Annotated in this window: 15 protein-coding genes; 7 read left to right on the top strand and 8 right to left on the bottom strand. The window is 65.6% G+C overall.

Translation table 11 applies throughout. From position 1 onward, the window contains the following. The first annotated feature begins 17 nt into the window (after window positions 1-17). Complete coding sequence (locus ABRP28_RS04720) at window positions 18-896, top strand: neutral zinc metallopeptidase (protein ID WP_350003395.1); 879 nt, start codon at window positions 18-20, stop codon at window positions 894-896. Between the two features lie 87 nt (window positions 897-983). Here the strand turns inward: ABRP28_RS04720 and ABRP28_RS04715 are convergent, their stop codons facing one another. The 6 genes from ABRP28_RS04715 to ABRP28_RS04690 form a co-directional block, all read right to left on the bottom strand. Further along, the gene (locus ABRP28_RS04715; RefSeq protein ID WP_066275677.1) at window positions 984-1,316 is read right to left on the bottom strand and encodes a metal-sulfur cluster assembly factor; all 333 of its coding nucleotides are present in this window, start codon (window positions 1,314-1,316) and stop codon (window positions 984-986) included. A gap of 14 nt (window positions 1,317-1,330) precedes the next feature. Continuing rightward, complete coding sequence (gene sufC / locus ABRP28_RS04710) at window positions 1,331-2,119, bottom strand: Fe-S cluster assembly ATPase SufC (RefSeq protein ID WP_188808955.1); 789 nt, start codon at window positions 2,117-2,119, stop codon at window positions 1,331-1,333. Window positions 2,120-2,199: 80 nt separating this feature from the next. Continuing rightward, the gene (locus tag ABRP28_RS04705) at window positions 2,200-2,559 is read right to left on the bottom strand and encodes a non-heme iron oxygenase ferredoxin subunit (RefSeq protein WP_066275674.1); all 360 of its coding nucleotides are present in this window, start codon (window positions 2,557-2,559) and stop codon (window positions 2,200-2,202) included. A 22-nt stretch (window positions 2,560-2,581) separates the two neighbouring features. Continuing rightward, window positions 2,582-3,868, bottom strand: coding sequence for a Fe-S cluster assembly protein SufD (gene sufD, locus ABRP28_RS04700; RefSeq protein WP_350003398.1), 1,287 nt, complete (start codon window positions 3,866-3,868; stop codon window positions 2,582-2,584). A 2-nt stretch (window positions 3,869-3,870) separates the two neighbouring features. Next, window positions 3,871-5,334 carry a Fe-S cluster assembly protein SufB gene (sufB, locus tag ABRP28_RS04695; RefSeq protein WP_104187272.1) on the bottom strand — a complete coding sequence of 488 codons (1,464 nt, stop codon included), beginning with the start codon at window positions 5,332-5,334 and terminating at the stop codon, window positions 3,871-3,873. Further along, entirely contained in the window at window positions 5,334-6,176 is an 843-nt protein-coding gene (locus tag ABRP28_RS04690; protein WP_374152929.1) for a helix-turn-helix transcriptional regulator, read from the bottom strand. Before ABRP28_RS04690 ends, sufB begins: the two co-directional genes overlap by 1 nt. Window positions 6,177-6,329: 153 nt before the next feature. Between ABRP28_RS04690 and ABRP28_RS04685 the strand changes: the two genes are divergently transcribed. From ABRP28_RS04685 to ABRP28_RS04670, 4 genes are all read left to right on the top strand, one after another. After that, window positions 6,330-7,514, top strand: a complete 1,185-nt coding sequence (locus ABRP28_RS04685) for an IS30 family transposase (RefSeq protein ID WP_374152928.1) — start codon at window positions 6,330-6,332, stop codon at window positions 7,512-7,514. Between the two features lie 122 nt (window positions 7,515-7,636). Next, window positions 7,637-8,605: an ABC transporter ATP-binding protein gene (locus tag ABRP28_RS04680; protein WP_350002389.1), complete on the top strand. Its 969-nt coding sequence runs from the start codon at window positions 7,637-7,639 to the stop codon at window positions 8,603-8,605. Beyond that, a complete protein-coding gene (locus ABRP28_RS04675; RefSeq protein WP_350002388.1) occupies window positions 8,602-9,399 on the top strand; it encodes an ABC transporter permease in 798 nt (265 codons plus the stop codon). The genes ABRP28_RS04680 and ABRP28_RS04675 overlap by 4 nt, the downstream gene beginning before the upstream one ends. 7 nt (window positions 9,400-9,406) lie before the next feature. Next, complete coding sequence (locus ABRP28_RS04670; protein ID WP_350002387.1) at window positions 9,407-10,351, top strand: COX15/CtaA family protein; 945 nt, start codon at window positions 9,407-9,409, stop codon at window positions 10,349-10,351. Window positions 10,352-10,428: 77 nt separating this feature from the next. Here ABRP28_RS04670 and ABRP28_RS04665 read toward each other — a convergent pair whose 3' ends face one another. Both ABRP28_RS04665 and ABRP28_RS04660 read right to left on the bottom strand, forming a co-directional pair. Next, window positions 10,429-12,762, bottom strand: a complete 2,334-nt coding sequence (locus ABRP28_RS04665; protein ID WP_350002386.1) for a bifunctional SulP family inorganic anion transporter/carbonic anhydrase — start codon at window positions 12,760-12,762, stop codon at window positions 10,429-10,431. 202 nt (window positions 12,763-12,964) lie between these two features. Next, window positions 12,965-13,924 (bottom strand): heme o synthase, encoded by a 960-nt coding sequence (locus ABRP28_RS04660; RefSeq protein WP_350002385.1) that lies wholly within the window; start codon window positions 13,922-13,924, stop codon window positions 12,965-12,967. Window positions 13,925-14,467: 543 nt separating this feature from the next. Between ABRP28_RS04660 and tkt the strand changes: the two genes are divergently transcribed. After that, complete coding sequence (tkt, locus tag ABRP28_RS04655; protein WP_350002403.1) at window positions 14,468-16,585, top strand: transketolase; 2,118 nt, start codon at window positions 14,468-14,470, stop codon at window positions 16,583-16,585. Window positions 16,586-16,612: 27 nt separating this feature from the next. Beyond that, on the top strand, window positions 16,613-17,728 hold the full coding sequence (tal, locus tag ABRP28_RS04650; RefSeq protein WP_350002384.1) for a transaldolase: 1,116 nt from the start codon (window positions 16,613-16,615) through the stop codon (window positions 17,726-17,728). Window positions 17,729-17,734 lie beyond the last annotated feature (6 nt).

Here is a 17,734-nt window from a genome sequence, read left to right as displayed (position 1 = left end):
GCGGGTAATGTGACTTTATGAGTTTCAACGACAACGTGCAGCTGGACCCCTCCCAGGTCCAGGACCGGCGCGGCATGGGCCGCGGAGTAAAAGTGGGCGGCGGCATCGGCGGTGGGCTCATCCTGCTCATCGCGACACTCCTGGGTGTCAATCCACAGTTGCTGGAAGGCCTGGCAGGAGCGGGCCAGGAGCCGCAGAGCCAGGGCACCGCGCCGGCCTGCCAGACAGGAGCGGACGCGGACGCCCGGGTGGACTGCCGCATCACCGGCACCGTGAACAGCCTGAACGCCTTCTGGCCTGCCTACCTGCAGCAGTACAACGTGCAGTACCCGCAGCCGGAGACGGTGATCTTCGAGCAGGGCGTCAGCACAGGCTGCGGCACGGCGTCCAGCGCCGTAGGACCCTTCTACTGCCCCGCCGACACCACTGCCTACTTCGATCCCGGGTTCTTCCAGGAGCTGGTGGACAGGTTCGGCTCCTCGGGCGGACCCCTGGCCCAGGAGTATGTGGTGGCACACGAGTTCGGGCACCACATCCAGAACGTGCTGGGCACCCTGGACCAGGCCCAGCAGGATCCGCAGGGACCTGAATCCGGGGCCGTGCGCGTTGAGCTCCAGGCCGACTGCTACGCCGGGCTCTGGGCCAAGCATGCATCAACCCAGCCCGGACCCGACGGCCAACCGTTCCTGGAGCCCCTCACCCAGCAGGACCTGAACGACGCCCTGTCCGCTGCCTCCGCTGTTGGTGACGACCGGATCCAGGAGGCGGCCACCGGACGGGTCTCCCCCGAGGCCTGGACCCACGGCTCCAGCGAGCAGCGCCAGCGCTGGTTCTACACGGGCTACGAAACCGGCGACATCAACCAGTGCGACACGTTCTCGGCACCGACGTTGTAACCCGTCGAGGTCTCCCCGCCTACTAGCCCCAACGACGACGGCCGGTCACCTTCGCGATGAAGGTAACCGGCCGTCGTCGTACTTAAATTAGATGTTGAAGCCGAGGGCCCGCATCTGGTCCTTGCCGTCGTCGGTGATCCGTTCCGGACCCCACGGCGGCATCCAGACCCAGTTCAGGCGCCAGTCGTCAACAACGCCGTCCAGGGCCTTTCCCACCTGCTCCTCGAGCACGTCGGTGAGCGGGCAGGCCGCGGTGGTCAGGGTCATGTCGATCAGCAGCGCGCCGTCGTCGTCCGAGTACTTCAGGCCGTACAGCAGGCCAAGGTCAACGATGTTGACGCCGAGTTCAGGGTCGATGACATCCTTCAGCGCCTCCTCGACGTCCTCGAGGCTGGTGCGTGCCGCGTTGATTTCGGTCATGGCGGGCGTCCTTACTAGGCCTGCGCCACGGCGGGTGCAGCGGCAGCGCCGGCACCCTTGGCGTAGCGGTCGTAGCCTTCTTCTTCAAGGCGGTCGGCAAGCTCCGGGCCGCCTTCCTCAACAACCTGGCCGTCCACGAACACGTGTACGAAATCAGGCTTGATGTAGCGCAGGATCCGGGTGTAGTGGGTGATGAGCAGCGTGCCCATCTTGCCTTCGGCGTGCGCACGGTTGACGCCCTCGGAAACCACCTTGAGCGCGTCAACGTCCAGGCCGGAGTCGGTCTCGTCCAGGATGGCGAACTTGGGCTTGAAGAGTTCCAGCTGGAGGATTTCCACCCGCTTCTTCTCACCGCCGGAGAAGCCCTCGTTCACGTTGCGCTGGGCGAAGTCGGCGTCGATGCGCAGCTGCTCCATGGCAGCCTTGACGTCCTTGGTCCAGGTGCGGAGCTTGGGTGCTTCGCCGTCGATGGCGGTCTTGGCGGTGCGCAGGAAGTTGGTCATGCTCACGCCGGGGACCTCCACCGGGTACTGCATGGCCAGGAACACGCCGGCGCGGGCACGCTCGTCAACGCTCATCTCCAGGACGTCTTCGCCGTCCAAGGTGATGGTGCCGCTGGTGACGTTGTAGCGCGGGTGGCCTGCGATGGTGGAAGCCAGCGTGGACTTGCCGGAGCCGTTGGGGCCCATGATGGCGTGGGTTTCGCCCGTCCGGATGGTCAGGCTGACGCCCTTCAGGATTTCCTTGGTGCCCTGCTCCGTCTCAATGCTGACGTGCAGGTCCTTGATCTCAAGAGTAGACATGTGTCTTGTTCTCCTCTGCACCGGGCCTGGGCGGCGGCGGTGCGGTCTCTGTCTGGAAGGTGGTTCGTAATTCTGTGGTGCTAGCTGAAGTTGGGAGCCTCGGCGCCGTTGAGGACATTGGTGACGTCCACATAGACCTCGTCCCCGACGATCTCGACGGCGAACACCGGAACGGGATCGTAGGCGGGCAGCTGCAGCGGTTCGCCGCTGCGCAGGTCGAACTGTGAGCCGTGGCCCCAGCACTCGATGGCGCAGCCCTCCACCTCGCCCTCGGACAACGAAATGTCCGCGTGCGAGCAGGTGTCGCCGATCGCGTGGATCTCCCCCATGGAGTCCTTGACGATCGCCACCGGGTAGTCATCAATCAGGATCCGCAGCGCCTGCTTCAGCTGGATTTCATCCACCTTGCAGACAAGCTCGCCCTTTGGCTGGTCAGTCATCTGTAACCGTGCTCCGTGCTTTCTAGTTGTCCGTCAGAGCGAGTTCGTGCTCAACAGCCTCGGTCAGCCGCTCCTCGATGGAGGGGACCTTGATCTGCTGGATGATCTCGTTCAGGAAGCCGCGGACCACCAGGCGGCGGGCAACATCCTCGGGAATGCCGCGTGCCATGAGGTAGAACAGGTGCTCGTCATCCATCCGGCCGGTGGCGCTGGCGTGGCCTGCACCCTCGATCAGCCCGGTCTCGATTTCGAGGTTGGGCACGGAGTCGGCGCGCGCGCCGTCCGTCAGCAGCAGGTTGCGGTTGGCCTCGTAGGTGTCGGTGCCTTCGGCTTCCTTGCGGATCAGGACGTCGCCAACCCACACCGCGTGGGCGTTGCGGCCCTGCAGTGCGCCCTTGTAAAGCACGTTGGACTTGCAGTTGGCCACGGCGTGGTCAACAAACAGGCGCTGCTCAAGGTGCTGTCCGGCGTCGGCGAAGTACAGGCCGAACATTTCAGCCTCACCGCCGGTGGCGGTGAAACGGGCCGACGGCGTAACGCGGACCAGGTCGCCGCCGAGGCTCACCATGACGTGCTTGAGCTTGGCGTCGCGGCCGATCTTCGCCTGCTGGGACGAGGCGTGGACGGCGTCGTCGTTCCATTCCTGGAGCGTGATGACGGTCAGGCTGGCGCCGTCTTCCACGATGATCTCCACGTTCTCGGACACGATGGCGGATCCATGGTGGTTCAGGACAACAACTGCCTTGGAGAACTTCTCCGCAACAATCACCAGGTGCTGGGCAGCCGGGTCCAGCGAGGTGCCTTCAATGTCGACGCTGACTTCGGTCAGTGCTTCGAACTCCGAAGGGATGGTCACCACGGTGGCGCCGGCGAAGTTCTCCCAGGCGTTGGCGGAGACGCGGTCCTCGGGAATACCGGCGGTGCCGATGCGGCGGTCGTCGCGGCCGACGCTCTCCACGGTGACTTCCTCCGGGCCGGTGACGACGACGGTGGGTGCCGCGCCGGACAGGACCTCCGAGTGCAGCCCGCGGAGCCGCTTGAGCGGGGTGAAGCGCCAGTCTTCCTCCATGCCGGTGAGCGGCTTGAAGTCGGCAAGCTTGTAGGACGTGAGGCGGCCGGCACGCGAGCTGTCCGGGATGCCAACGCCGCCACCGTGGGAGTGGCTCTTGACCGCTTCGCCGGCCAGCGGGGCCTTGGAGGCTGCGGCGTTAATCGGCGAGAGGCTCTCGCCTTCTTCGGTGAAGCCGTCGATGAACGGCTGGGCTGAAGGCGCGCCGATGCGTGCCTTTTCAGTAGTGATTTCAGTCATCGTTATCCGACGGACCCTTCCATCTGCAGTTCAATCAGGCGGTTCAGCTCAAGTGCATACTCCATGGGGAGCTCGCGGGCAATCGGCTCAATGAAGCCGCGGACGATCATCGCCATGGCCTCGTCTTCGCGCATGCCGCGGGACATCAGGTAGAAGAGCTGCTCTTCGCTGACCCGGGAAACAGTTGCCTCGTGTCCCATGACAACGTCGTCCTCGCGGATGTCGATGTACGGGTAGGTGTCCGAGCGGCTGATCGTGTCAACGAGCAGCGCGTCGCAACGGACGGTGTTGGCAGAGTGCTTGGCACCTTCGCGGACCTGGACCAGGCCGCGGTAGGCCGCGCGTCCGCCGCCGCGGGCCACGGACTTGGAGATGATGGAGCTCTTGGTGTTCGGCGCAATGTGCACCATCTTCGAGCCGGTGTCCTGGTGCTGGCCTTCGCCTGCGAACGCGATGGACAGTGTTTCGCCCTTGGCGTGCTCGCCCACGAGGTAGACGGCCGGGTACTTCATGGTGACCTTGGAGCCGATGTTGCCATCGACCCATTCCATGGTGGCGCCCTCTTCGCAGATGGCGCGCTTGGTCACCAGGTTGTACACGTTGTTGGACCAGTTCTGGATGGTGGTGTAGCGGACGCGGGCGCCCTTCTTCACGATGATCTCCACAACGGCGGAGTGCAGCGAGTCCGAGGTGTAGATCGGCGCGGTGCAACCCTCGATGTAGTGGACGTAGGAGTCCTCATCCGCAATGATCAGGGTCCGCTCGAACTGGCCCATGTTTTCCGTGTTGATGCGGAAGTATGCCTGCAGCGGGATGTCAACGTGGACGCCCTTGGGGACGTAGACAAAGGAGCCGCCGGACCAGACTGAGGTGTTCAGCGACGCGAACTTGTTGTCGCCCACCGGAATGACCGTACCGAAGTACTCCTGGAAGATTTCCGGGTGTTCCTTGAGTGCGGTGTCGGTGTCCAGGAAGATGACACCCTGGCGCTCAAGGTCCTCACGAAGCTGGTGGTAGACAACCTCGGACTCGTACTGGGCGGCGACGCCGGAAACCAGGCGCTGCTTCTCGGCCTCCGGGATGCCCAGCTTGTCGTACGTGTTCTTGATGTCCTCGGGCAGGTCCTCCCAGGTGGCAGCCTGCTTCTCGGTGGAGCGGACGAAGTACTTGATGTTGTCGAAGTCGATGCCCGAAAGGTCCGCGCCCCAGGTGGGCATGGGCTTGCGGTCGAAGTACTTCAGGCCTTTGAGGCGGAGATCGAGCATCCACTCCGGCTCGCTCTTCTTGGCCGAAATGTCCCGGACCACTTCTTCGTTGAGCCCACGGCGTGCGTTGGCGCCGGCATCGTTCTTGTCGGCCCAGCCGTACTCGTAGTTGCCGATGCCGTGAAGCTCGGGATTCTTCTCGAGAATCTCCGAGATCACAGTGTTTTCGGCTACTGCTTTCTCTGATAGTTGGTCCGTCATCACGGCCTTTCTTGCTGATGGTTGGTTACTTCATTCAGGCTGGCGGGGGCTTCCGGGGGGCTTGTGGGCCCTCCTGAAGACAGCCTGCCTGTGGGTATGTGGGTGGTGCACACGTGGCCGCCGCGGGCCAGGGTGGAAAGCCGGCGTACGTCAACGCCCACCAGCCTGGAGAACACGTCGGTTTCCACGTCGCAGAACACGGGGAAGCGGGCAGCGAGCTGCTGGATGGGGCAATGGCCCTGGCAAAGCTGGACGCTGGAAAGGGCGGCCGGCAGTGGAGCTTTGGCCTCGATGGAGGCTGCCGAGGCCACGAAGTTATCGCGACTCAGGGCCTCTGCCAGCGCTTTGGCGCGGTCGGTGATGTCGGGGCCGGCTTTTTCGATTTCCGGCGCATACCTGCGTTCCATGTCGGCGAAACGCTCGACGGCGAAGGCCCGCACTGCGTCCGGCCCGGCAATCTCCTGGAGCTGCTGGAGGGCGAGGGCGGCGATGTCCAGGTAGTCGTTGCCGAGGCTCGACTGGCCCTGGGAGCTGAGGACGTAGCGGCGTGCCGGACGGCCTGCGCCGCTGCCGGATTTGGCAACCCGCTTGACTTCAATGACGCCGGCACGGGAGAGGTGGTCCAGGTGCCTGCGGACGGCGGCCGGTGTGAATCCGAGGAGGTCCCCGAGTTCGGCGGCGCTGACGGGTCCATGTTCCAGCACGGCCGCAAGGACGCGGTCGCGGGTGCGCTCATCGGCGTCGGCCACCGGGCCCGCGGGCATGGCGCCGCGTTCCGCTGTAACAGCGGAGGCCCCGTGCCGGGCAACAGGCACAGCAGTAGCGTTGGTCATGGAATACACAACACAATAGTGTCGTAATTTAGTCCCGCATTCCAGTAAGGCGAGGCTGACCTGACCTCCCGCCCCCACCTTCTAGTTTTTGTCCAGATATGCAGACCTCACCGGCGGCAGATTCATATGGTGGTTGCAACGTTCTGATTGATGGAGCGTTTGATGCCGAAGTTGTTTCCTGTCCATGTTCGTGATGATTTTCTTGATTTGGTGTGCTCCGGCGCGTCCGTCAGTGAGGCTGCACGGCGTGTCGGAGCCTCGCGCGGGACCGGGAAGAAGTGGTGGGCCGAGTCTGGTCAGATGACGCTGAGCATCTCGGCCCATGGCGGCCTGGCAGATCCTGCCCCGTCCGTGGAGGTCTCCTGCGGGCGGGCACTAAGCGAAGCCGAGAGGGGGATGATCCAGATGGGCCGGCAAGCCGGGATGAGCTACGCGAAGATCGGTGCGGCCATCGGACGGGACAAGTCCGTCATCTGGCGGGAGGTCAACCGCAACTGTGACGCCGAGGGCAGGTACAACGCTAAAGCCGCGCACACCAGAGCCCATCAGGCACGCCGCCGGCCCAAGCCCTTCAAGCTCATCGAGGACGAGGATTTGTGCCGGCTGATCGCGGTGTGGATGGACGATGGGTGGAGTCCGAAGCTGATCTCGTCGATGCTGGCGTTTTACTTTGCCGGTGACCAGACTATGCAGGTGAGCCACGAGACGATCTACCAGGCCCTGTATGTCCAAACCCGCGGAAGCCTGCGGAAAGACCTGGCCGAAAACCTCAGCCTGAAACGTAAACAACGCATCCCCCACACCGCCGACCGGCTCAAGAGCAGCCCCTACAAGGAGGCGTTCAAGATCAGCGAACGCCCCGCCGAGGTCCAGGACCGGGCGGTCCCCGGGCACTGGGAAGGTGACTTGATCATCGGTTCTGACGGGACCGCGATCGGCACTCTCGTGGAGCGCTCAACCCGGTTCACGATCCTGCTGCACCTGCCCGGGGACCATACCGCCGAAACCGTCGCCGCCGCGATGATCCGGGAAATGGCGAACCTCCCGGAGCACCTGCGCCGCTCGATCACCTGGGACCGCGGCACAGAACTCGCCGGCTACGCGAAGATCCAGACCGCGCTGGAAACCACGCTCTATTTCTGCGACCCGCACTCGCCCTGGCAGCGCGGCACCAATGAAAACACCAACCGGCTCCTGCGGTTCTGGTTCGAAAAAGGCTCCGACCTCTCGGCCCATACCCCTGAGGACCTCAACCGCATCGCGGCAAAGCTCAACCGCCGCCCCCGACCGACCCTCAACCTCGATACCCCAGCCAACCGGCTAAACCAGCTGCTGCAAGCGGCCTAACCACCCCGCGTTGCTCCCACCACTTGACATTGCCGGCCCGGAACCCTGCATATCTGGACAAAAACTCCCGTTGACGGGACGCAGCGGACTGCCGCTAATACTACTTCCCGTAGAATACTGGGGTGCGATTGCCCCTGTCCCCCGTCCTGTCCATCAACGGGCTTGTTAAAGATGTAGGCCCGCTCTCCAGCATGGACGGAAAAATGCTCCGCGTGGTGAGCGGCGTCTCACTGACAGCGGGGCGCGGGCAGGTCACAGCGCTGCTGGGTGCCAACGGTGCCGGAAAGACAACCACCCTGGAATGTGCCCAGGGCCTGCAGAGGCGCAGCGGCGGTACCATCTCCCTGCTCGGCGAGGACCCCGCAACCGCAGGCGCGGACCTGCGCTCCCGCGTCGGTGTGATGCTTCAGGACGGCGGCCTCCCGCCGTCGGCCCGTCCCCTCCCCCTGCTGCGGCACATTGCCGGCCTTTATGCACACCCCTGGCCCGTGGACGACCTTGTCCAAAGGCTCGGCATCGACACCTTCAGCCGGACCACCGTGCGGCGGCTTTCGGGCGGACAAAAGCAGCGCCTGGCCCTCGCCGCCGCTCTGGTGGGGAGGCCGGAGGTTCTGTTCCTTGACGAGCCGAGCGCCGGCCTGGATCCGCAGTCCCGCCAGCTGGTGTTCGAGCTGATTGGGGAACTGCGCGATGCGGGGATGGGAATCATCCTCACCACTCACCTGATGGACGACGCCCAGCGGCTGGCGGACTACGTGTACATCATTGACGGCGGCCGGAACGTCGCGGAGGGAACAGTCCAGGAGCTGCTGCAGCGCGGACCCGCCGTGGACGCCGGCGCAGACCATGTGCGCACCCTCTCCTTCGACGCGGCGCCGGGGCTGGACCTGTCCGGCGTGCTGCCGGCCGACGTCGTGGTCCTGGAGGAACGGGCGGGAAGCTATACCGCTACCGGCGCCCTGACTCCCAAGCACCTTGCCGCACTGGCCGAATGGTGGGCACTGCACGACGTCATGCCCGCCGCCATGGCCCTGCAGGCGCGTAGCCTTGAAGACGTCTTCCTGGACATCTCGGGAAAGGACATCCGATGAACCCGACCCCCGCGGGCACCGCACCCGCCACCGGGGCGGGAGCACCTGCCCTGCAGCGGCCGGCCCCCCTGCTCCGGCGCATCCTGTTGCAGGGCAAATACGAGGCACTTGCCATGCTGCGCAACGGCGAGCAGCTGATCCTCGCGGTGGTATTGCCGCTGCTTGCGCTCGTTGGCCTGACCGTTACGCCGTTCCTGGACGGCCTGGGTCCGAGCCGCATTGATGTGGCAGTCCCGGGGATCCTTGCACTCTGCGCCATGTCCACGGCGTTTACCGGGCAGGGCATCGCTACGGGATTCGACCGCCGGTACGGTGTGCTGCGCTTCCTGTCCACCACCCCCTTGGGCCGGGGCGGGCTGATTGCCGGCAAGGTGCTCTCCGTCCTGGCAGTGCTGTGCCTGCAGGTTGCCGTGGTGGCAGCGGTCGGGTTTGCCCTCGGATGGCAGCCGACGGCGGCGGGGTGGGTTCCCGGGCTGCTCCTCCTCGCGCTGGGCGCGGCGGCGTTCACCGCCCTGGGGCTGCTGGTAGCGGGGACGGTCCGCCCCGAAGCCACGCTCGCCATCACCAACCTGCTCTGGATCCTCCTCGGAGCCCTCGGCGGAATCGTTATTCCTGCCGAACGGCTGCCCGCCGCCGCCCAGCAGATCGTGGGACTCCTCCCCTCGGGCGCGCTCGGCGAAGCCCTCCGGGACGCCTTCCTGCACGGTGCGCTGAACGGCGCAGCCTCCCTCATACTGGTGCTCTGGACAGTTACTGCCGGGGCCGCAGCAATCCGTTGGTTCAAGTGGAATTGAGATACTCGTGAGCACCGCCTTCCGCCTTCCCCAGTTCGCCGGCCGCCTGGCGTCACGGCTGCCCCGCACCGTGGACAAGAGCGTCCGCCGTCTGGCCGTGGCATCCCTGATCGGGCAGACCCTGCTGGTGCTCACCGGCGGAGCGGTCCGGCTGACCTCCTCCGGCCTAGGCTGCCCCACCTGGCCCCGCTGCACGGACACGTCCCTGGTGAACACGCCCGAGATGGGCATCCACGGGTTCATCGAGTTCGGCAACCGCCTCCTCACCTTCGCGCTGGCCGCCGTCGCCGCACTGATGCTGGTCTACCTGTGGAACCTCCGCAAGGAGCGGCGCGACCTTTTCCTGCTGGCACTGGGCCTGCTGGCCAGCATTCCCGCGCAGGCCGTGATCGGCGGCATCACGGTCCTCACCAACCTCAACCCCTGGGTGGTAGGCCTCCACTTCCTGGTCTCCATGGCACTGGTGGTGCTGGCCACGCTGCTGGTCAACCGGGCCTTCGGCCGGACCGGCCGGTTCCGCACGGCAGCCCTGGCCGCCCTGCCGGGGGTCATGCGTCCGGTGACGGCCGCCGTCGCGCTTTTTTCCGCCGTCGCCGTCATGCTGGGTGTGGTGGTCACCGGAGCCGGTCCGCACGCAGGCGACGCCGATGCACCGCGCAACGGGCTGGACTGGGACCTGTTCTCGCACATCCACGCCGTCCCGGCCTACCTGGTGACCGCCGGAACCCTGGTTGCGCTGGCGCTGGTGCTGCTGCGGCGGATCACGGGCCCCATCCTGACAGCTGTCCTGGGCCTCCTCGGCGTGACTGTGCTGCAGGCCGTCATCGGTTTCACCCAGTACTACAACGGCATCCCGGCGCTGCTGGTGGCAGCCCACATGCTCGGCGCCGCAATGCTTATGGGCGCTGCAACAAACGCGTGGGACATCGCCAGGTCAAGCCCCGTGGCCTAACTACATCTGCCTGCAACCGAAGAGGCCGCCCCGGTTCCTGAACCGGGGCGGCCTTTTGCTTGCCTGCGATGCCGTTCTTAGCCGGCCTGCGCCCGGGCCCTGGACATGTCCGCAGCCTGTTCCGGGTCCAGGAACTCGATACCCTCCTGACGGACAAGCACCACCCGGGCCGTGGCGATGTCATAGAAGAGGCCTGTTGCCTGGACCCGTCCGTAGGCGAGGGCGGGACCTGCCAGCGGATGGCTTTCCAGCTTGGCGAGCTGGACGGCCACGTTCACCATGCCCAACTGGTCCACCGCGGAATAGCCGGCGGCAGCAGCGGCGGCCGCCACGGGATGATGGCCCAGGAGTCTGTCGTAGCTTGGCCTGGCGTGGTCCAGCCAGGCGTCGAAGCCGGCGCCCAGCGCGCCGGACCCCTTGCCCTCCGCGTCCTCCATCAGGGCCTTCATGGCCCCGCAGTTGGAGTGCCCGCAGATCACGATGGAGTCCACCTCCAGGCCTTTCAGGGCAAAGGCGAGGGCAGAGTCGATCGAGGCGTCCTGGCCGTCGTGGCAGACGACGTTGCCAATGTTGCGCAACGTCAGCAGGTCGCCTGGACCACTGCTGGTAATCAGGTTGGGGTTCACCCGCGAGTCCACGCAGGCCACGAACAGGGTGTCCGGGTTCTGCCCCTCTGCCAGGTCCTGGACCAGGGGCCGGACCTTGTCCGCGAAGCGGCGGTGGTACTTGTTGATGCCCAGCAGAACCGGCGACGGCGGCCGCGTGCTTTGTCCTGCAATTCCCACCGCCAGTTCGTCCTGGGCGGGCTGCCACGAGGTCCGCGGCGGCAGCGGAAGCTCCTGCGATTCCTGCCGTTTTGGCGCCTGGTCCGCCGCGTCCCGGAACAGCGTGTTCCCGTGATGTTCAAGGACCACCGTACCGCCGGCGGCCTGGTACTGCCGCTGCCAGGCGAGCAGCGCCTCCCGGAATGCATGGTCCACGTAGTCCGCGTTGAGCTCCACAAGCACGTGCTTGCCGGCCGGTACCGAGTGCAGCACTCGGTTAAGCCGCGGCAGGGCGAAGAAGCTGCACGACCCTTCAATGCCGACCCGCCAGGATCCGGACGGCAGCACGGGTGCCTGGGCGTGGACTGTTGCCCGCAGGACACGCCACAGTACGCTGGCCGCTGCGAAGGCAAGGCCGATCATGACGCCCTCGAGTAGGTTCAGGAAGACCACACAGAGCAGGGTTACTGCGTAGATCGGCAGCTCACCGGTCCGGAGGCTGGTCCGGATATCTGCCACCTTGATCAGGCGTGCGCCAATGACCACCAGGAGTCCGGCAAGGACGGACAGGGGAATCAGCTGGATCAGCCCTGCGAAAAGGGCGGAGAAGGCCACAACCCAAATACCGTGCAGCACGGCGGAGGCCCGGGACACAGCCCCGGCCTCCACATTGGTGGCACTGCGCACAATCACTCCGGTGACGGGCAGCCCGCCCAGCGACCCGGAAACGATGTTTGCAGCACCCTGCCCCACGAGTTCACGGTTCAGGTTGGTTCGCGGCCCGTTCTGCATCTTGTCCACGGCCACGGCGGACAAGAGGGATTCAATGCTGGCGATCAGAGCCATCGTCAGCACGGCAAATGCTGCTGCCCGCCAGCTGCCCTCAGGCAGCTGCGGCAGGGTGACGGCATCGAGTATCGAGCCGGTGAAGGAGATGCGTTCAACGTTGGGGGCGAACGCCGCCGAGAGTGCCGTTCCGGCAGCGACGGCGGCCAGCGGTCCCGGCACACGGCGCACCGCGGCGGGCAGGTACTTCCAGCCGAGGAGGATGACGACGACGGTAAGGCCCAGCAGCGCGGCGTGCAGTTCGACTCCCGTGATGGCTGCCGGCAGGGCTTCAAGGTTCTCGAGGGCCGGGCCGGCTGCCTGCGATCCGAGCAGGACGTGGAGCTGCTGAAGGATGATGGTGACGCCGATGCCGGCCAGCATGGCCTTGACCACCACAGGCGAGACGGCAAGGGCGGCGCGTCCCACGCGGCTGATGCCCAGCAGGAGCTGGACCAGACCGGCAGCCGCGGTGATCGCGCAGGTCACCTGCCAACCGAACTCCTGGACAATGCCGGCGACGACGACGGTCAGCCCGGCCGCCGGTCCGCTCACCTGCAGGGGTGATCCGCCCAGGCTTCCCGCCACGATGCCGCCAACCGCCGCAGCGATGAGACCGGCCATGACGGGGGCCCCGGATGCTGCGGCGATGCCCAGGGACAGGGGCAGGGCAACGAGGAACACCACCAGTGAGGCAGGGACGTCGGCCCCGAGATGCGACAGGAAGCCCGGCCGGCGGAACCCGGACCTATTGTTGCCGCCCGCCCTGGGCGGGCTGTGGCTCGGGACCGTATGGATGGGTGCGTGGGGCGGCTGCGGCATTGACATTCCTCTGATCGGGAGCAGGTTCAGACCCACCGTAACCACAGCATCACGTGTCATGACAGGTTAAAGTGACCCACATGACAGATTTGTCACGGTCCTTTTCATGAATGCTTGCCGTGGCGTTCCCTTACGCAGTGCTCAATAAAAAACCTCCCCCGGCCGCGGCCAGGGGAGGTCTAGGAATTCGATGGTGTGGCCGTCAGCCCGCCATGACGGCGGGCCCGATGAACGGGTCGACGGCCAGGGCGATAAACAGGAGGGTGAGGTAGCTGATGGAACCGTGGAAGACCTTCATGGCCCGCTTGTCCGAGATGTCCTCACGCTGTGCCCTGTTGTAGAGCGCGTGTGATTCGTAGAGGAACCAGGCACCGGCGAGGACTGCGGTGACGGTGTAGACCCAACCCGCTCCGCCGGCCGGAACCATCAGCAGGGAGCAGGCCACCATGGCCCAGGCGTAGAGGACCACCTGCACCGAGACCACCTTGGCGCCGGCGATGGCGCCGAGCATGGGGACCTTGGCGTTGCGGTAGTCCTCGCCGTAGCGCATGGAGAGCGGCCAGTAGTGCGGGGGCGTCCACAGGAAAATGACCATGAAGAGAATGACGGCCGGCCATTCCACAGAGTTGGTGACCGCAGCCCAGGCAATCAGCACCGGGAAGCACCCGGCGGCACCGCCCCACACGATGTTCTGGGCAGTCCGGCGCTTGAGGATGATCGTGTAGATCACCACATAGAAGAAGATTGCACCCAAACCGAGCCAGGCGGACAGGGGGTTGGCCCCGAACCAGAGGATCGCAATGGCGGCAGCACCCAGGAGCCAGGAGAAGATCAGTGCTTCACGCGGCGTGACTTCACCGGTAACCAGCGGGCGGTTCTCGGTACGGTGCATCAGCTTGTCGATGTCCCGGTCGATGTAGCAGTTGAAGGCCCCGGCGCTGCCTGCGGCGAAGGCGCCGCCAACCAGGGTGGCAAGGATGAGCCCGATGGACGGAAACCCGCGCTCTGCGTAAATCATTGTGGGCAGCGTGCTGACCAGGAGCAATTCGATGACCCGGGGCTTGGTGAGGGCGAGATACGCCTTTGCCTTACGGGCGATCCCGGGCCGGGAAGCCCGTGATGCGTTCAGCGTCGTACCTGTTGTGCTCACGGTGGCAGTCACCCGTTCTGTTGGCAGTTCTGTCTGGCTGTCCAGCTATGTCATCCGGCCCCGCCCTGAACCGGGCGCCCGCGGAGCAGTGATCCACGCAACAGCGGGAGTCCGGGCGGCTGGCACGTGTCCCCCAGCCCGGCGCTGGCCTCCGAATATCATACCGCGCCGGCTTCCCCGCCACGGCCGGTCCACCGACGGCGCCCGGCGGCGCCCGGCAAGTGTTCTGTTGGTGCTGATGATCGCTCGCGCGCCAATTCGAGCAGATTAACTCAACCTCACTTCAGACGCATTCACATAAGCGGAAATTGCGTCCAAAACGTGAGATTTGGGCCGCCCGCAGAATGGAATAGAGCTAAGCTGTCACCAGATCAGCACGCAGCAAGGAAGCGGTGGAAAACGCATTCCCAGCTGCCAGTGGCTGAGTGAAAGATCAACGTTTCGATGGTGAACGGCTGGTACACACCGCAGCGGGCGCCACACAGCGTGCCTTCATGCGGACCCGGTGTGCCACCTGCCATCAGCACAGAGAGGGGCCCGGTTTTCGTGCCACATTTGGAAGAGCAAGAACTGTCCTGGACCAGCCTGGACCAGCGTGCGGTGGACACTGTCCGCGTGCTGGCCGCGGACGCGGTGGAGAAGGTTGGAAACGGCCACCCCGGAACGGCCATGAGCCTGGCGCCGGCCGCGTACCTTCTTTTCCAGAAGCTGATGCGCCACGACCCCCGCAATCCGGACTGGCTGGGCCGTGACCGGTTCGTCCTGTCCCCGGGCCATACCTCCCTCACGCTGTACATCCAGCTGTTCCTTTCCGGCTACGGCCTGGAACTGAAGGACCTCGAGGCCCTGCGCACCTGGGGATCGCTGACCCCCGGCCACCCCGAGTACAAGCACACCGCCGGCGTCGAGATCACCACGGGCCCGCTGGGCCAGGGCTTGGCGTCGTCCGTTGGGTTCGCTTACTCGCAGCGGCGGATGCGCGGCCTGTTCGACGCCGATGCTCCCGCCGGCGAAAGCCCCTTCGACCACACCATCTGGGTCATCGCGTCCGACGGCGACCTCCAGGAAGGTGTCACGGCCGAGGCTTCCTCACTGGCCGGCCACCAGGAACTCGGCAACCTCGTGGTGGTCTACGACGAGAACCACATCTCCATCGAGGACGACACCGACATCGCGTTCACCGAGGATGTCCTGAAGCGCTACGAGGCCTACGGCTGGCACGTCCAGCGCGTTGACTGGACCAAGACCGGCGAATACAAGGAGGACGTCCAGGAGCTTTACTCGGCGCTCCTCGCTGCCAAGGCCGAGACGTCCAAGCCCTCCATCGTTTCGCTGCGCACCATCATCGGCTACCCGGCGCCCAAGAAGCAGAATACCGGCAAGATTCACGGTTCAGCCCTGGGTGCCGAGGAAGTAGCGGCGCTGAAGGAAGTCCTGGGCTTCGACCCCGCGAAGTCCTTCGATGTTGACCAGGACGTCCTGGCGCACGCCCGTGCCGTGGTGGACCGCGGTGCTGCCGCCCGCAAGGAGTGGGAGGAATCCTTCAACGCCTGGCAGGCCGCCAACCCCGCTGGAGCAGAGCTGCTGCAGCGCATCGAGGCCAAGGAACTGCCCGAGGGCCTCGACGCAGCCCTTCCGGTCTTCCCGGCCGGCAAGGACGTCTCCACCCGCGCAGCCTCCGGCAAGGTCCTGAACGCCCTGGGCCCGGTCCTCCCCGAACTCTGGGGCGGCTCGGCGGACCTCGCGGAGTCCAACAACACCACCATCGAAGGCTCGCCGTCGTTCGTTCCTGCCTCCAAGCAGACCGACGCCTGGTCCGGCAACCCGTACGGCCGCGTGCTGCACTTCGGCATCCGCGAGCACGCCGCGGCGTCGATCGTGAACGGCATCAGCCTGCACGGTCGCACCCGCGCGTTCTCCGGCACGTTCCTGATCTTCAGCGACTACCAGCGCCCCGCCATCCGCCTCGGCGCCCTGATGGGTGTTCCGTCGCTGTACGTCTGGACGCACGACTCCATTGGCCTCGGCGAAGACGGCCCCACCCACCAGCCGGTGGAACAGCTCGCATCCCTGCGCGCCATCGTGGGCCTGGACGTTGTCCGCCCCGGTGACGCCAATGAGGTAGCTGTCGCCTGGAAGACCATGCTGGAGAACCACAGCAACCCCGCCGGCATTGTGCTGACCCGCCAGAACATCCCCACATGGGAGCGCGGCGACGGCGAGGCCGACGGCGACACCTTCGGTTCCGTTGCCGGCGTCGCCAAGGGCGGCTACGTCCTTGCCGAAGCGTCCAAGGACGGCGCCACCGTCCCGGCGGACGTAATCCTCATCGGCACCGGATCCGAGGTCCAGCTGGCCGTGCAGGCCCGCGAGGCCCTGCAGGCCGAAGGCATCGCCGCCCGCGTTGTCTCCATGCCCTGCGTTGAATGGTTCAACAAGCAGGACGCCGCCTACCGCGAATCCGTGTTGCCCGCCGCCGTCAAGGCCCGCGTATCGGTCGAAGCAGGACTTGCCCTCGGCTGGAAGGAATTCGTCGGTGACGCCGGCCGTTCCATCAGCCTTGAGCACTATGGCGCTTCCGCAGACTACAAGCGCCTCTTCCAGGAGTTCGGCATCACCGCAGAGGCCGTCGCCGCTGCCGCCAAGGACTCCCTCGCAGGCCTCCAGGCCTAACCAACGATTTCCAGGAGATACAGAACTATGACTACTCCCACCAAGCAGCTCTCCGACGCCGGAGTTTCCATCTGGCTCGATGACCTTTCCCGCGGACGTCTGGATACCGGCACCCTGGCCAAGCTCATCGAAGAGAAGAACGTGGTTGGCGTAACCACCAACCCGTCCATCTTCCATGCCGCCATCACGGCAGGCACCGACTACGACGCCACCATCGCCAAGCAGGCAGCAGCCGGTGCCAGCGTCGAGGACACCATCTTCGAGATCACCACCACCGACGTCGCCGACGCCTGCGACCTCTTCGCACCGGTGGCTGCAGCCACCAAGGGCGTGGACGGACGCGTTTCCATCGAGGTGGACCCCCGCCTGGCCTGGGACACGGCAGGCACCATTGCCGAAGCCAAGCACCTGTTCAAGCGGGTCAATAAGGACAACGTCCTTATCAAGATCCCGGCCACCCTTGAGGGCCTCGAAGCCATCACCGCCACCCTGGCTGAAGGCATCAGCGTCAACGTGACCCTGATCTTCTCCCTGGAGCGGTACCGAGCCGTCATCAACGCTTTCCAGTCAGGCCTGGAGCAGGCCAAGGAAAACGGCCACGACCTGTCAAAGATCCACTCCGTTGCCTCGTTCTTCGTTTCCCGCGTGGACTCCGAAATCGACAAGCGCCTCGACGCCATCGGCACCGAGGAAGCCAAGGCACTCAAGGGCAAGGCCGGCCTGGCCAACGCCCGCCTGGCCTACCAGGTTTACGAGGAGCTTTTCGCCACCGAGCGCTGGGCCCTGCTGGCCGAAGCCGGCGCACTCCCCCAGCGCCCCCTGTGGGCCTCCACCGGCGTGAAGGACCCGGCTTACCCGGACACCCTCTACGTCACAGAACTCGTAGCCCCGGGCGTCGTGAACACCATGCCCGAGAAGACCCTGGACGCCACCTTCGACCACGGCGTGGTCACCGGGGACACCGTCACCGGCACCTACACCGAAGCCAACGCCACCCTCGACGCCCTGGAGAAGCTCGGCATCTCCTACAACGACGTCGTCGCAATCCTCGAATCCGAAGGCCTGGACAAGTTCGTGGCCAGCTGGAAGGAACTGCTGGCCGACGTCGAGGGCGCCCTCGCCTCTGCACGGAAGGCTTCCTAACCCACT

The sequence above is a fragment of the Pseudarthrobacter sp. WHRI 8279 genome (assembly GCF_040224115.2).
Taxonomy (GTDB): Bacteria; Actinomycetota; Actinomycetes; order Actinomycetales; family Micrococcaceae; genus Arthrobacter.
Note: the sequence above shows the minus strand (reverse complement) of the source record. Positions and strands in the feature narration are given on the sequence as shown.

Excerpts from the sequence above, each read along its gene's own strand:
- ABRP28_RS04720 (WP_350003395.1), top strand. The coding sequence starts at position 18 with ATGAGTTTCAACGACAACGTGCAGCTGGACCCCTCCCAGGTCCAGGAC.
- ABRP28_RS04715 (WP_066275677.1), bottom strand. The coding sequence starts at position 1,316 with ATGACCGAAATCAACGCGGCACGCACCAGCCTCGAGGACGTCGAGGAG.
- sufC (WP_188808955.1), bottom strand. The coding sequence starts at position 2,119 with ATGTCTACTCTTGAGATCAAGGACCTGCACGTCAGCATTGAGACGGAG.
- ABRP28_RS04705 (WP_066275674.1), bottom strand. The coding sequence starts at position 2,559 with ATGACTGACCAGCCAAAGGGCGAGCTTGTCTGCAAGGTGGATGAAATC.
- sufD (WP_350003398.1), bottom strand. The coding sequence starts at position 3,868 with ATGACTGAAATCACTACTGAAAAGGCACGCATCGGCGCGCCTTCAGCC.
- sufB (WP_104187272.1), bottom strand. The coding sequence starts at position 5,334 with ATGACGGACCAACTATCAGAGAAAGCAGTAGCCGAAAACACTGTGATC.
- ABRP28_RS04685 (WP_374152928.1), top strand. The coding sequence starts at position 6,330 with ATGCCGAAGTTGTTTCCTGTCCATGTTCGTGATGATTTTCTTGATTTG.
- ABRP28_RS04675 (WP_350002388.1), top strand. The coding sequence starts at position 8,602 with ATGAACCCGACCCCCGCGGGCACCGCACCCGCCACCGGGGCGGGAGCA.
- ABRP28_RS04665 (WP_350002386.1), bottom strand. The coding sequence starts at position 12,762 with ATGCCGCAGCCGCCCCACGCACCCATCCATACGGTCCCGAGCCACAGC.
- tal (WP_350002384.1), top strand. The coding sequence starts at position 16,613 with ATGACTACTCCCACCAAGCAGCTCTCCGACGCCGGAGTTTCCATCTGG.